9 protein-coding genes and 4 pseudogenes are annotated in these 14,365 nt (G+C 48.4%); 6 read left to right on the top strand and 7 right to left on the bottom strand.

Annotated elements, in window-relative coordinates:
- Positions 1 to 72: 72 nt before the first annotated feature.
- Positions 73 to 948 (bottom strand): annotated as a pseudogene (locus tag HQRW_RS16935) (hypothetical protein).
- Between the two features lie 41 nt (positions 949 to 989).
- Positions 990 to 1,214 (bottom strand): annotated as a pseudogene (locus HQRW_RS17150) (hypothetical protein); the annotation flags it as partial.
- A gap of 483 nt (positions 1,215 to 1,697) precedes the next feature.
- Between HQRW_RS17150 and HQRW_RS15820 the strand changes: the two are divergent.
- Positions 1,698 to 1,841 (top strand): hypothetical protein, encoded by a 144-nt coding sequence (locus HQRW_RS15820; protein ID WP_158307738.1) that lies wholly within the window; start codon positions 1,698 to 1,700, stop codon positions 1,839 to 1,841.
- A 286-nt stretch (positions 1,842 to 2,127) separates the two neighbouring features.
- Here HQRW_RS15820 and HQRW_RS06535 read toward each other — a convergent pair whose 3' ends face one another.
- A complete protein-coding gene (locus HQRW_RS06535; protein ID WP_014555966.1) occupies positions 2,128 to 2,850 on the bottom strand; it encodes a TIGR00266 family protein in 723 nt (240 codons plus the stop codon).
- 1,286 nt (positions 2,851 to 4,136) lie between these two features.
- Between HQRW_RS06535 and HQRW_RS06530 the strand changes: the two genes are divergently transcribed.
- Positions 4,137 to 5,141 (top strand): lysylphosphatidylglycerol synthase transmembrane domain-containing protein, encoded by a 1,005-nt coding sequence (locus HQRW_RS06530; protein ID WP_231852462.1) that lies wholly within the window; start codon positions 4,137 to 4,139, stop codon positions 5,139 to 5,141.
- Positions 5,142 to 5,465: 324 nt separating this feature from the next.
- Here HQRW_RS06530 and HQRW_RS06525 read toward each other — a convergent pair whose 3' ends face one another.
- Positions 5,466 to 5,894 carry a CopG family ribbon-helix-helix protein gene (locus tag HQRW_RS06525; protein WP_011571480.1) on the bottom strand — a complete coding sequence of 143 codons (429 nt, stop codon included), beginning with the start codon at positions 5,892 to 5,894 and terminating at the stop codon, positions 5,466 to 5,468.
- A gap of 211 nt (positions 5,895 to 6,105) precedes the next feature.
- Here HQRW_RS06525 and HQRW_RS06520 point away from each other — a divergent pair.
- Positions 6,106 to 7,305, top strand: a pseudogene (locus HQRW_RS06520) (ISH3 family transposase).
- Between the two features lie 1,496 nt (positions 7,306 to 8,801).
- Here the strand turns inward: HQRW_RS06520 and HQRW_RS06515 are convergent.
- Positions 8,802 to 9,209, bottom strand: a complete 408-nt coding sequence (locus HQRW_RS06515) for a nuclear transport factor 2-like protein (protein WP_014555962.1) — start codon at positions 9,207 to 9,209, stop codon at positions 8,802 to 8,804.
- 90 nt (positions 9,210 to 9,299) lie between these two features.
- On the opposite strand from HQRW_RS06515, the pseudogene HQRW_RS16780 reads away from it, so the two are divergent.
- Positions 9,300 to 9,536 (top strand): annotated as a pseudogene (locus tag HQRW_RS16780) (RNA-guided endonuclease TnpB family protein); the annotation flags it as partial.
- 40 nt (positions 9,537 to 9,576) lie between these two features.
- A complete protein-coding gene (locus HQRW_RS06510; RefSeq protein ID WP_048066748.1) occupies positions 9,577 to 10,299 on the top strand; it encodes a ZIP family metal transporter in 723 nt (240 codons plus the stop codon).
- Between the two features lie 304 nt (positions 10,300 to 10,603).
- Here the strand turns inward: HQRW_RS06510 and HQRW_RS06505 are convergent, their stop codons facing one another.
- Both HQRW_RS06505 and HQRW_RS06500 read right to left on the bottom strand, forming a co-directional pair.
- Complete coding sequence (locus HQRW_RS06505; RefSeq protein WP_014555961.1) at positions 10,604 to 11,311, bottom strand: DUF6498-containing protein; 708 nt, start codon at positions 11,309 to 11,311, stop codon at positions 10,604 to 10,606.
- 389 nt (positions 11,312 to 11,700) lie between these two features.
- Complete coding sequence (locus HQRW_RS06500; RefSeq protein WP_014555960.1) at positions 11,701 to 12,786, bottom strand: GNAT family N-acetyltransferase; 1,086 nt, start codon at positions 12,784 to 12,786, stop codon at positions 11,701 to 11,703.
- A gap of 531 nt (positions 12,787 to 13,317) precedes the next feature.
- Here HQRW_RS06500 and HQRW_RS06495 point away from each other — a divergent pair.
- The gene (locus tag HQRW_RS06495) at positions 13,318 to 14,040 is read left to right on the top strand and encodes a DUF6498-containing protein (protein ID WP_014555959.1); all 723 of its coding nucleotides are present in this window, start codon (positions 13,318 to 13,320) and stop codon (positions 14,038 to 14,040) included.
- The last annotated feature ends 325 nt before the right edge of the window (positions 14,041 to 14,365 follow it).

The following is a 14,365-nucleotide window of genomic DNA, read 5'->3' as shown; positions in this document are numbered from 1 at the left end:
TCTTTATTACTCTTTGATCTGAATCTTTCATGACTGATTCACCGAGATTCTGACGTATGCCTACGGTTCGATTCAGTCCTTCCTCTTTGAGTTGTGATACTGTTCATCAACAGACTTCAGCCGCAGCTTTCCGAAGTTGTCTCGGGAGTGCGAACCGGTCCTCGTGAAACCGTTCTTCACAGTCCTCAGCGGGCAGTCCCCGAGGTACGTTACGATCTGTCTGTGTTCCACTGTCTCCAGTCTGAAGACCTCGCGCTGTTCAAGAATCTTCTTCTCGCAGAGCCGGAGGTCGTCGCGATCCTTAATCCACCGCAGTCACAGCACAGACCTGTCGGTCGCCTCTGGATATTCCGACGCCACCACGAACGGCGTCACCAACTCGATGAGGCATATCCCTGCACCTTCGAGCCGGGAGTAATTCAGGATGGTTCGGTCTATCATCTGCATGTACTTTCATTCGACCTCGCCGTAGCCGTGGTGACGCTTCCCACTGAAGTGAGGTCCGTCAACCACAGCCTCGCCAAGCGGGATCACCGCTGTATCATCAGCGTGTATGTAGGTGTGGACGTACCACTTCGTCGTCTGCTGCTGTTTGCGTTGGTCTTCTCGGCGACTCATAATGGTCTCGTGAGCAAATGCTTAGTGACCAGCCTGAACACGGAGATTGTGCGTATTCAGCGCATTCCAAGCGCGCGTATCCAGCAGCCACGGGTGCATCGCCTTCCGCTGGAAGAAAACATCGTCGGAGGCCTCCACGTCGGGCAGACCGCTCCCAATGTCGAGGCGGATGCCCGACTGCGTATCTTCTTCGGGGAACGGCCTGAACTGACCGGACAGGAAGACACCCCGTGTCCGGCGGAGAGCGCCCTGTGCGTCTCGGGATCAAGATGCTGACCGAGAGCGTGTATGATGATGTTCCCTACGGTACGGATGACTGATGCAGTCCATCCACAGCTCTCACAAGACTTGCTGAATCATCCTTATTGGTCTGGTCTCCATTCGGTGTAATCATCGATTATGAGTCGGAAATTGGGGAACTTGTTCCCGGCTCGGTAGTTATCCAGCAGTGCCGCCACGAGCAACGTGTGGAACGTCAAACTCGTATACATATTGTCAAGGCGACTGCCTCGGGGCTTTGATGTTGATGTGACCCCGAGGCAGGTTACGGGTAGAGACACCGACTTGTTGAACGCGGCGGCGACATCGGACGCCAGCTATTGTTCGTGCGTTGTTTGTGCGTACAGTTGGTGGGACTGTGGTTTCTGTCTCCGAAGTTGCAACCGAACGCGTCACCAGGCGTTCCAGGTGAACTCAGTCTGAGTGTGGGTGTGGGTTCGGAGAGACACAGTGGGCATATTGCCAACGACTGTTAATGACGACGAGGTCCGTCACCTCGTTTTCGGTTGTCGCTCGGGAGAACTCGCCGTGGTCGTGGGCTGCCTCACCAGTCAGCAGCGAGAGCCGGTAGTGGCAATCGCGAGTCGGGACGGTCTGTTCCTGCTTTTGTTGAGGACGCGAGACAGCAGTGACAACTGTCCGCTTCGGAATATTCGTTTGATATTGATATTCTGCTGTCTTGTCCTTGTCTTACTGCCGACCGATAGGATCCTCAGACCCTCTCGTGAGTATATTCGATCAGACTGACTGGAAAATACACATCATCTAACCATATATTCTTCTTCAGATAACTTACATAGATGTTTCGTGATCGTATCAAATGGTACGTTGCCAATCCAGATGTATTCGAGAAAGACATCGCTATCGCCATTGAGACAGTAGGACCAAATCATCGTTTTGCTCAGTCGGCAGTTATCGGGAGTGAAAGCTACTGCATCCGCTGATACCACGAACCCGCCTCTAACAGCGTGAGACTATAGAGCGTAGACTTCTTTCGATGTCGCTCTGCGTTTACTAGCTAAGACCAGTTTATAATCGCGCTGAGACGTCATTATCAAACGGTGGAAGTCCAGCAGTGAACCCACCCGAGGACGGTCGCATTATCTGAGACAAGATGTGAAACGGCTTCTGCACCCCCGCTGTTCAGAGACTCAAAATGCAGAGAATCGTATTGTCGTCTTGTTTGCTTCCTCCGGTCGCCAATTAAACACGGGAGTGAGTCTCGATAGATTATATATCGATGTCGATATTACCGCCATCATCGCCACTCGCTCCACTAAATGGCATGTCTTCGGTAAGTTGTGTCACAAACCCATCATAATTCCGGGTTTGCGTGAATACAACACCAGGACCAGTGAAATCCATCACAAGTCCTTCACCGCTTAGGACAGTCTCTTTTAATCCGCCGACACGGCGAGTCTCATAGTTCATATCTGCATTCCACGCGACAATATGCCCCGAGTCAACGGTGAGGGTTTCATCGCGTTGGATTTCTTTTCGATCGATTCCACCGAAACTGCCGATAAACAATACACCACTACCGTGTGCTTTGATCAGTGAAATACCTTCACCACCGAGTAATGTGTCAAGCCCACCTAGTTCCGAGTCAATGCTGACATCGGTTCCGCACCCGATATATGCTCCACCTTGCAGGTATAGTTCATCGTGGTCTAATGTGAGTGCAGTCACATCACCTGGTGTCGATGGTGCTAGCTCAACCGTTCCCTGCCCGCCTTCTGATGTAAAGCGATTTCTAAACAGCGATTCATCACCTAAGACCGAATCTTTAAGCGACGAAAACATTCCTTCATCTTCATCACCAATTCCTGTTTCAAGCCTGATTTCTTCGGAGTGTGAAACCATTGCGCCTGCTTCGGACGTCACTGTCTCGCCGCGTTCTAATGTGACTTCCACAACTGTGTATGCCGGGCTCTGTCGTAACTCGTACTGCATATCTTGCTTCATTCTCCGCTAAAATAAAAAATATAAGCTTGATTTCACCTTGAGACACGCTCGACGGTGCTGTGAGCGCTTTAGTTGATCATCGCCGCTTCGCTCCTTTTTTAACGCATCTAAACGAAAAGCAGTGCGAGTTCCCCGCCCCACCGTGGGCGGGGGTGAAGCGCGTACGCTCGGCTGCGTCCCATTTTTTAACTATCGGGACGCCCTACTACAGTTTGGAACCCACGTTATCGGCCTCGCAAAACCCGCGCACCCATTTTGGGGTAAGACGCGGTGCGCCGGGTCTGTGTCGCGCCCATGTGAAGGGGCGGACGCCCACGGACACACCCGCCACGGCAGCAACAGATGACCTCTGTTGCGGTGGCACTTTTGATGTGTTCGGGTATTACTGGTTCCATGCGAGTCTCGCCAGAGACAAGCGCGGGCGGAATTAAAATTCGCCACCGATCGTTTCGTTGGTTTCCCGCCAGAGACCACGGCGAAGCCACGGGCTACCGCGCCCGTGGTACTTCACGCGAGACATCGCCGTTGTCGTCAAAATAATAAATTCAGACCTTTCCTGTGGTAGTTACAACTGGATATCACTCATTTCCTTCATATCAGTAAAATCAATTATGATGATAATGATAATTATGAATCTGAATCATGAGAGATTAAAATGGAATAATGCTTGTATGTATGCCCTGGAAAAGCGATTGACAGAAGCACCTGTCAGATCTCGGTCGCCCCCGTCTCAACATCGGAGGGAGCTATGTGTCCTGGCTGCGGGGAATCAATTGAGTGACCACTGGATGGAGTGCCCCCACGAGCGTATTCTCATATGAATGACGGTCATACCGTCGTCACATATCTCTATAGAGGGTAACTCACTCATGAGCGTGATGACAAGACTCGATCGTCAAGATCATTATATATGAAATAAGTGATAAAAAGAACATTATGTGATAATTCAAATTATGTTATTGTATATATTGGTTCATCAATCGTCGACCGTCAATTATCAACAATCAATACTATCGACATGTGTAATACTCGAGAGAAGAAATAATACTGATCAATATATACTCTCGATACCGATCTATAGTGCACTTACAAGAAATTAAGATATCAGGCTAACGAATACTCACATATTGAAGCTTGAGTAGACTAACTTATAATCAGTTTACAAACGGGCTGGGTCAACAGTAACTCCTCACTCTCACTCTCACTGTAGCATGACAGAATCAAATAGTGTGTCAATATGCTCGCTGAATATCCGTAATCGATGGTCCCAAATTTTGGGGTGTATATTCATTAGTATCATTTTTGCTGTAGGGTATACCTGGCTTATCGGTCCGAGTGCACTGTGGCAGGCGCTGACGAGCGTTTCGTCCTGGCAATTTGGATTCTTACTTCTGATTAGTATTGTTCCGATGATCCTGTGGGGAAGTGGTTTCTACGTTATTCTTCGCCGACTTGGACATGAAGGAAGTTTTGTTGTCTCAATATTACTCATGAATGCATCGGGATTTCTCAACACCATCACACCGTTTGGACAGCTTGGCGGGAATCCCCCCGCTGCGCTGTTAATTAAGCGAGCACTTGGGACTGATTTTGAAACAGCATTGGCAGCAATCGGGGTAATAAATGCAACAAATCGTCTTGCATCGCTGTTTTTAGGCTTCCTTGCTGCGAGTTATTTGGGATGGCAACTCGTTGTTGAACGGGCATTTAATACGGCAATTTTCACACTCACTGGTGTCATAGTCGCCGCCGTGTTTGCGGTCGGATTTTTATGGCAGTATCGATACATGTTTGTTGATTACAGTAGTTGGGTACTCTCAATTATATCGAAACCGCTTGATTATCTCCCGCGGATTACCGCTCCATCACAACAACGGTTTCAACAGCACGGGGTGCAATTTATTGAGGCATTAGAGTTGCTCGCAACTGCGCCAGCACAACTAGCGCTTGTATTTGGGTTGTGCATGGCTGGACAGATTTTCATTGCGGGAATTCTCTGGACAGCACTTACAGCGCTTGGTGCTGAGTCATTATTCGTAACGGTCTTACTCGTTATTCCAATCGCCAAACTCGGTGCAGTTGCACCGACACCAGGCGGTCTTGGAGCCGCAGAAACAATATTGACCGGAGCGCTCGTGACTATGACAGGTATGTCCTCAGCAGTCGCTGGCGCGGCGGCACTACTATATCGTGCGAGTGCGTTTTGGATTCCAGCACTCAGTGGCGGATTCATTACCGCGTGGTATCTGACGCACAAGTCCGCATCTCAAAAGACGTGATCTGAATATTTTGCAGCGCTGCGATATCGATGTTGATGATACTAGTTGCATATCTCAGAGCGCCCACCTAGTATAAAATCAGGGTGTCATAGAACGATTCACACACCTCAGTAGCTTTCAGAAAGCCAGCATCTGAGAGATAAAAAATATTGCCGCTATTCAAAAGCAGCAAGAGCAGTCCTCTCGATCGATATCAGAAAACCATGCTAACCGTTCTATGACACCCTCTAAAATAGCTGAAAGGACAGCTCACGATCAATCGAAATCAGCAACGGAGCAAGCGAGTAGACTGAGACTGAAGACGATACTCAATGAACACGTCCTCTACGTCATTTCTGCAAGCGGACCAAAGTCATCAACCGGCAACACGGAGTAATCAATCGTGAGCGTATTCTTTGTGGCGCGAATCTTGCCGACGAATGTCGAGATCGTCTCGAGTGATCCCTCAAGAACGAATAATTCCATACAGTGATGACCGCCAACGTGACTATGGAAATTCGAAGCGACGATATCCTCATGTTCATGCCGAAGGTGCATCATTTTTTCCTCGACATTCGTTGTTTCATAATCAAACACGACCGTCACGATACCCATTAATTCACGATTTTCGAGTCGTTTATCCTCAAACTCCTCTAACAGATTCCGACTTGCCTCTCGAAATACCTCACTCCGACCTGTGTAGCCATGATCATCAGCAAACTGATCAATTCGCTCAAGCAATTCTTCAGGCATTGAGACGCTGACAACGCTCATATAACAATTCATGCCCAAGAAAATATTAAGTATTGTTATCGAAATGCAGATTTTGATGAACGACTTCATAATTTGACCTTGCAGCGTCCGCACTCAAAGAGCTAATGTCCAATGTCGCTAGTTGTCCACTCTGTCTCAGTGATGCCGTCGCTGACATATAGTGCCAGATGAAGCGGGTGAATCAGGAAGCTGATTCATCCGCTGCCCGGATGTGGGTGACGTGAACCTACCAAAGCTCAAACGAATCCTCACCGATCCGGACGAGTTCATTTCGAACAGCCAGCTGAAATCTCTTAGCATGGAGTTGCTTGAGTTGATACCCATGGAAGGAATCGAGGGCTCCGACCTCGATTCCGACCAGATCATGGAAGTCGTTTTACGGGCTGCTGTTGACCAGACATCGGTCAACGGTGTCACAACCAGCACTGAGGACACACCAAACCGGGAGACAGTGATGGATTGGCTCCACACGCTGGAAAAAGAGACAATGCTTGATGCTGTTAACGACATTCTCGCGCTGGTAGCTATGACGGTTCTCGACCGCGACGGGTCGAGAACCATCTGCATCGACTTCATGAACAACCCATTCCACGGCTGTCCAGACGATGAAGACGAATTCCGGCGGATGAGTGCCCGCGACGGCACTACAAAGTGTCACCGCTACTGTACAGCGTTTGTTCTTGCACAGGGGAAGCCGCTGACGCTGGCGGTTGAACCGGTTGATGGCAAAGATAGCAAGGCCGACGCGGTCGAGCGCGTGCTCGCCCGCGTCAAGACTTACCCGTTCGAGATCGATCAGATTCTCATGGACAGAGACGCCTTCTGTGGCGAGTTAATTGGCGTTCTCCGTGAGGCAGCACCGCCGGTCTTTCCGGTGAGAACCGGGAAAAAAACCCTCGAAGAGAAGCTCACAACGGGTTCATCGTACATGAATGAGGAGATAATCTGCGAAGGGAAAGAGCACGAGCAAACGTATCCACTGGCGGTCAACGTCACGTATCAAAACGGAGATCGCGGGAAGTCAGGGCTCAAATAGACAGGATACGCGGCGTACGGTCTGGAAGACCGAACGCCGCGGCAAGTGGCGCAGGTCTACAATCACCGGGCACAGATTGAGAAGAGCTACGAGACATTCCGGAAAGCGCGTGCTCTGACAACAACACCATCGACGACAATTCGGCTGTTCTACGTGGGCGTTGGGTTCCTGCTGGAGCAGTTGTGGGTTGTGTTGCAGTGGGCAGTGCTCGCCCGGCCACGGCGTGGCGGGCGAGCACTTCCGACCGATTTCACGTTCAACGACGCGTTTCTCCATGGGGTCGAAGAGGTGCTGGACGATGAGCTCGGCTGGAAAGATGAACACCAGACGAACGGCCAGGGACTACCAGCAGGGCACGAACACGGACTCGGGTAAGCCGCCTCGCTTCAGGCGAAGCGAGGCTGGCGACCAGCGACAGCTGTATCTGAATTGCGGCTTCAACACAGAGCTCAGTAGAGACAAGTAGTAAACTCGATATCTGTTTAGGTCACTGAGACAGCTGTTGGCGTCTTTGTCTTGTTTCGACGTCTTCCGGACGTGAAGTTTTACTTTCGCGGCTGCGGTTATCGGTAGAGTGGACAACTAGCGAATGTAGCCGAAAGTAAGTGTATATATCAGAGTCACTCCAAACAGTTGTAGTATTACTATCAGTGTGATGTCAGATCGATATGTATTTTCTAGGTCACCCATTCAGTTTTATCACTGGATTAATGTTTTTCTTTTTGACCGTGTATGCACTCTCCTATGTAACATTGTGCCATTCGAAAAAAGTCTGATATATATAATAAAAATAACGAGATGGGATTTTTTATTCCCTCGATGTGGGTCAAAGCAAATAAATGAGCCACTCAGGAGCGAAGCCCCAGCAAATGACTGCAAACAAATCACAGAACTCGCCGTCACCGCCGAACACGCTCATCGGCTATCTGACGAACGCGGGCAAACACTGATCGGGTGCACACCTGTGGGTGCTGACGCAAGCACTTTCTCCAGATATATGATTGCTCGATAACATTCCCTGCTGTTCCCGGAATTGATTGGGTGCATCCACGCCCTTCGAGAGCAATGATCTCCGATTACCAGTGTGATTTAGCTCAATATAGGACAAACTCTGCTTAAGCTATATCAAGTCAAGAAGCGAACCTGCAAGCATGACCCGCGGCGACAACTCCGGTGAGGGAGGTCAGTCCCCCGGTCGTAATTGCGTTGAGTCCATCCCCGACCGGGCGAAGGCAGGGCAATTCCAAGCGACATTTGATCTCGCCTTGATATAGAGATAAGGCTAGAATCGCCGACAGTAACCGTCATCTGCTACTGGTAGACCCCCAGCGATTGGTTCCGGGTCAACCATAGCGACCCGAATACAGGCTTCCACGCTGGCTGGTATCAGGACGAAGACCATCCTGATCTTGGTCCTGTACACTTCCAATACACTTCCAATACACTAACACGGACGAGACTAACTACCAACCATTTTTATTCAAACATGAAATGCCGTCGCTCTGACTGTGGGAAATCATCGACCACCCCGTTTCAGAGGTTCTGTTCTTCCAAAGCTGGCGAGATATTCGCAACTAACCATGATCATTAGCTGACTTCCTGATAGTGGGATTCGCTCTACAGAAGTCGAAGCGATTGATCGTCTGCTATCACAGGGCATCTGACTGTTCGGCATTGGAGTCTGGCGAAAAAGCTACAGCGAGGATATATTTTGTTGAACTCTCAAATAGTAGGTTCGATGATAAAGAATTGTAGATCACCGTCTGATTTCGAACATTGAATTATTTAGGTGAATGCAGGCGCTAAGTCCCCGTCTTCAACAAGCGCTGTAGTCCGCCTAGCTCATAACAATCGCGGTAGGGCGGGGGAGTTCACAGAGCGCTAATATCGACGTATATTCGGGCAGCCTTTGCCTTTTTCTCATCACGCTCAATAATTGTAGTTGCGGGAACGATTATACGTGACCCATCGTGGCGTGTGTATGTCACGTCCGCTTCAACTGTGAGGATGTCATCAGCATCTTCAGTCCCCTCAATTGACCAGATGCCGCTGAAACTATGATCCAAGGTATCGATTGAACAGAAAAACTCACCGATATACTCCTCGATCTTTTTTGACCCTGTTATCATGTCCTGATTGCCCCAGGTAAGGCACCCTTCTTCAGTAAAAGCATCCGCAAAACCCGCCTCATCGGTGTTATCGACCGCTCTGTACAGATCTTTTATCCATTCAACTGCCTTTTCTGATGCATCGATTTTCGTGTCCTCAGTTATTTCCATAGTACGATAGGAACTCAGACATCATATCTGATAAAGTCCGAGATTAAGACTGATATCTGGATATTATACCACGTTGGCGGCTGAAGGATATGGGTCTATTCTTCTCGCGGTATCGGTATCACGAAGCAGTTAGGAGCGGGACGTTTCGAATCAACGTCCTCAGCATCGCGGAACAATTCTGATGTACGAACGAGAGCTCCGCTCTCGTCAACGCCTGTAGATGTAGATACTCCGCTCCCTGCGGATACGCCTGTATCTGCAAAGCGCGTCGTGGAATCAGGAAGGTCCACCCTCAAGCGCGAGCCGTCAGGCGAGCGGGTGGGGTAGTTCACCAATTTTTATTTATTGTTGGGATATACGTAAAATAGTGGTTGAAACACTGATTCAAGCCCTCTCGTATACGAGCCTAGCTGTTATTGCCGCGCTAGTTGGTGGTGTCATCGCTGTCTACCGGCCCCCCAGACCCCAAATGGAAAGCAACGTCCAACACTTGGCTGCTGGTGTGGTCTTCGCTGCGGTCGCGGCTGAACTGTTACCGGATATCCATAATCAATCACCTGCGGTAGTCATCGTCGGATTTGCGGTCGGCGTCATTGCGATGCTCGGCATCCACCGACTCAGCAAGGCTATCGAGAAACAGGGTATCGGCGGTAGTTTTGCGGGCGCCGCAGGTCTCATTATTACAATTGCTATCGATATGTTCATTGACGGCGTGCTCATCGGTGTCACCTTCATCGAGGAGACAACCACGGGAGTCATTATTGCCCTGGCGCTTGCGATTGAGGTACTGTTCCTTGGGGTGGCTGCCGTTGTCGCGCTGCCGGAGGGAATGGGAAAAGTTCAGAAGATGGCTGTACCGGCGACATTTGGAGTGTTGATGACTACTGGCGTCACCGTCGGTGTGCTCACGCTTGAGGGGGCAGCTGAGACAACGATTGCAGTCGTCCTCGCTTTCGGCGCGGCAGCGTTGTTATATCTTGTCACCGAAGAACTGTTGGTAAAAGCTGGTAAAGTTCCACAGACGCCAGTGTCGACGACGCTATTCTTTGTGGGCTTTCTCATGATATTCCTCCTCGACATTATCGGGTAAACTGCCTTGGCGTCATATCAAAGCCCCGAGGCACTTTACCTGCCATTTCTGTCGAGTTAGACAACATCACAGAGTGCAGTATAATCTCTCATTTTGGATAAGATACAATACTCACGTCGCGTATTGATTGACCTCAGCCGTTAGATAACTTAGTTACTCTTCGAACGACCGTTTTCTTTTGCTCAAGACGGCTATCATTTTTTGTTCATCGATATTGTCACTATAACTGTGAGTGTCTCAGACAAAGAGCTTGTATCAGTCGTGACATCTTCGCCCGGCGTGAACGTCGGGATTCTTTCGCTGATTAAAGATAGTATACTATCAGATCAATAATAAATTTACAGAGGAGAACAGATGAAACAATTGCTGTACTGGCTGCAGTCTCGATAGTGACTGTCCTGGCTTCTGCGAATTCCCTTGCAAAGATGAGAATGAAAAATCCAGCAAGAGTCAATACAAGACCATGAACAAATACTTGTTTGACTGGCATCCATGCATTCGTGTTCTGATAACCGCCAGTGTAAAGATACCCAATCATTGTCTGTCCGCCTTCGAAACTGAATACTGCGATAGCACCGGTGATTACCCACAGTGGCGTCTCAGTTGTGTCGGTTGCGTCGACGACTGGTCCGGCGACAAACCCGCCAAATCCAAGCCATACGGCGGTGAGTAAGGGGACAAAAAATATAACTGCCGGAATTGTCCCATAATAGATGCTAATATTAGTCCATGGAATCGGGAAATAATTCTCACGCCATCTGCTGTACTTATTGAGAGTCGACTTAGAAAATATTGTCTGATCAGTATTGACCTCTGGAACTTCGCCGGCGAAGAGAGCCCTGATGAGAGCCCATATTGCCAACACACCAAGTTCAAGCCAATAAAACAGTAGTATTGCTGCGGTCGACGTCTGAAATCCGAGTATCCCAATGATTGGTGCGCCATTGGCAACAATCACCGATATGAGTCTGATATCGGGGGATAGCAGATATGACAAAGAAACCCGTTTCATGCTTATATGACGATGGATCCGTCGTATGTCAAGGCGAGATATTGAACAATTCAATACGTCGAATCTGATTTACTGACTGGACATATCGTTGTCAGGGACCGGACATATGTCGGTGGACAAACGCTGGTGCTTCGATTGTCCCCTTCAGCAAGTATAATATTCAATAATCGACTAATAAAAATAATAGTAGCATTTCGCGTGTTGAAATGGTGCAATCATGAAGTGACAATCCTCATAAATTGGCTTTTATAAGGGCGGATGATATCAGCTGTCAGTCATTGACGACGACAGCTTGTTGCGTTGTATTTTTTCGCTAGCAGTGTATCGAACTTAAGAATGACATCATAATCAACTAGCCGTCGTATGCATATTAAAACCATCTGGGAAGATTAGCTATATTCCTCCATCCAAAGACGATGCAGGTCGGCTATCTGCGTGAAGATTGTGTGTATGGTGGCATCTTTGTGCTGAATTGAGGGCGTATTAGCCTTTCCAATCTCCACCGTCGGAAGATCTCTATCATCTGGATATTGAACATATATGACCGTCTTATCGAACACTCCTGCTGGCATCCCGATATTATTTTTCTCCATCAAAGCGTGCATCTCTGTGTCGTCGTTTTGAAGATAGAATACCGCGGTGTATTCGCTTTTGATTCCCGCTTTTTCTCTAATCGTCTTTAGTGTAAATTCATTTGCAGGTATCCGATAGATATGATTCAACTCCGTATGATTTCCTGGTTTATCTCGTGAGCATGCTGAATATGGATAAATATCGGCTCTTCCATTATTTGAGTCAATATCTATCTGAACGGTCACTTCCGTTCCAGTAAGTGATGACATTTTATCAGTGGCGCTCACTGTAAGTTCGAGGGTCTCAAGTGCGCGTTGCATTCGCTTGTCTCCGACGACTTCTATCTGTGTGCTGTCCATCATGAGTATCTCACCAGTTGCAATGTTTCTACCCTGAGTCGTGGAAGAATCGGACGTCACGTTGTATATTTGCGGTACGAGAGCTGTTGGTCGAAGACCCAACTTCTCACCCCAGATGTACTGTGAGCCAGTCGAGACATAGTTTGTCCCTGTGCCTATCGACCAGTCATTGTGATCTTGTGCTCTAATATCTCTGAGACTTTTTTCACGTAATGAAATACCGATTCCTTCTCCTTGATACGCTGGTCGTATCGAGAGTCCTTTCGCTTTATACCAGGGTGGTTCAGCGTGCTTTCTGGAGAGAAGTGCAACGCCGATGGCACGTTTATCTTTTTCAGCAATGTAAGCACTGTTACCTGCACTCGCAACGAATGTATGAATAAAGTCCTCGTGTAGTCTCTCTTCTGAAGCATAACATATGTGATACCCCTCATAACTGTTCCAAGCAGCCTTGTATATCTCTGGGATTTGCTCATCATACTTCTTTGCTTCAGCAGACTCAGTTATCCGCTTAATATCAACGCTGGATTGGGTATGGTTCATTCTTGGGGCTTTGTGGATAACTGAATTGGATTCGATTTCTTTTTTGACCGAGTGCTCCGTCTGAAAAACACTGATTGGCGTGTCGATCTCACTCTGCGTCCTGTCTTTGACGCCAGTGATTCGTGACCGTTTTCGATGGCATTGAAAATGTACAGGGCATGAATGTGATCATATGGACACTCTGAGTGTTTACTCTTGATTTGGAGTTCTGTGGATTTTAATCTGACTTTCACCAATCGCTAGCGCGGAATCCCTGCCCTCAGCAGAGGCAGTGAATAGGGTGGGGAGGAAGCGCGTACGATAGTTACCTAATAAAACTCATTCCAACCATAGGATAATTAGTGATAGTCAACATGCGGGTTTCACCGACCGCTGTGTTGGGTGAGTCTCTGTGTGAATCGCCTTGGGATCACATCCAAGCCACAGGGATTCATCATGACCTTATCTAAAGATTCAAGATTCAATAGAGCACTAAAACCGATTGCATAGTGACTGGGTGGATAATTAAGAGAACAGAGCGGAGAGGAGTCGATGTCGGTTGCTGACCCGGTTCTTGAAGCGTTGAGAGACTCCCATGGATTTGTGTCTGGACTCATCCTCAATGCTGCACTCATTCTTGGAGTGATTGTGTTTGAGTGGAGTCTCATTGAAATTGCTGTGGTGTATGTCATCGAGGTAGTAATTATCAACTTTGTTTTTCTCTCTGTCGCATTGTTTACGCCACAATCAGTGGATGACCGTGATGGAGATGTGTGGAACACGAAGCCCACCCCACTTCAGCCGGTTTCCCAGCTCCCGCCAATCTACTGGCGAAATGTCAAATTTGTTGGGCACAAGGCTGTCTTCACCGTGGTCTTCATCGGAGTCTTCATTGGAGGATTTCGTAACATTGTGTTTTCTAGCCCTTATTTTGCTTCAGGAGTTCCCCTCTCAATTGGAGTTGCGATCGCCGGTATTATTCTGTTTCAGTTGCGGCGAGTCTGGCAATACTTTATTATTGATCAATCGTATCAAAATAAGTCACCGCTGGACGCGGTGCAGTTTGCGTTTGCCCCAGTTGCCGAGTTACTGTTTATGCTTTTTTATGTGTTCGTTCCGGTCACCTTTGTGGTCGTAGGTGCCGCGATCGTAATGAATGTTGACGTTACCTCACGGCTTGTGTTGTTGTTATATCTCGTGCCAATGGGAGCCATTCGGGCGTGGATAGGGAGCTTAGATCCCCAGACAGACGATCTTGAGATACGTTTCGGCTGAAGGGTTCTGACCGCCCGGATAATGATAATTGTGACTCACCATCGCATGATGAGAGTACTGTCACTCTCGAAATGGAGCTCGTTATTGACGATGCCGAGAGCCGGCATGGAACGCTCTGTGCAGACAGCAATTCATATCATCCAATTACCAGTTGGTGGCACTGTGCGTTCTGTTATTCGGAATGGGACGTGCAGACAAACGTTCAATTCAACTTGATGCTACTGAGTGTGGTTTCGAATAAAAAAACAGTAGCCACAGTATCAGTATGATTACTGTGAAACGAGGTGATGCTCCACCCTTGATCAACTCATCAACTGAATGTGTG

Source organism: Haloquadratum walsbyi C23 (genome assembly GCF_000237865.1).
GTDB classification, from domain to species: Archaea; Halobacteriota; Halobacteria; order Halobacteriales; family Haloferacaceae; genus Haloquadratum; species Haloquadratum walsbyi.
The sequence above is the reverse complement of the archived record's forward strand: the minus strand, read 5'-3'. Positions and strand labels throughout refer to the sequence as shown.

What these genes read in the sequence shown, in the direction of transcription:
- HQRW_RS15820 (WP_158307738.1), top strand. Translation starts at nt 1,698, where the DNA reads ATGTTTCGTGATCGTATCAAATGGTACGTTGCCAATCCAGATGTATTC.
- HQRW_RS06535 (WP_014555966.1), bottom strand. Translation starts at nt 2,850, where the DNA reads ATGCAGTACGAGTTACGACAGAGCCCGGCATACACAGTTGTGGAAGTC.
- HQRW_RS06525 (WP_011571480.1), bottom strand. Translation starts at nt 5,894, where the DNA reads ATGAGCGTTGTCAGCGTCTCAATGCCTGAAGAATTGCTTGAGCGAATT.
- HQRW_RS06515 (WP_014555962.1), bottom strand. Translation starts at nt 9,209, where the DNA reads ATGGAAATAACTGAGGACACGAAAATCGATGCATCAGAAAAGGCAGTT.
- HQRW_RS06505 (WP_014555961.1), bottom strand. Translation starts at nt 11,311, where the DNA reads ATGAAACGGGTTTCTTTGTCATATCTGCTATCCCCCGATATCAGACTC.
- HQRW_RS06500 (WP_014555960.1), bottom strand. Translation starts at nt 12,786, where the DNA reads ATGAACCATACCCAATCCAGCGTTGATATTAAGCGGATAACTGAGTCT.
- HQRW_RS06495 (WP_014555959.1), top strand. Translation starts at nt 13,318, where the DNA reads ATGTCGGTTGCTGACCCGGTTCTTGAAGCGTTGAGAGACTCCCATGGA.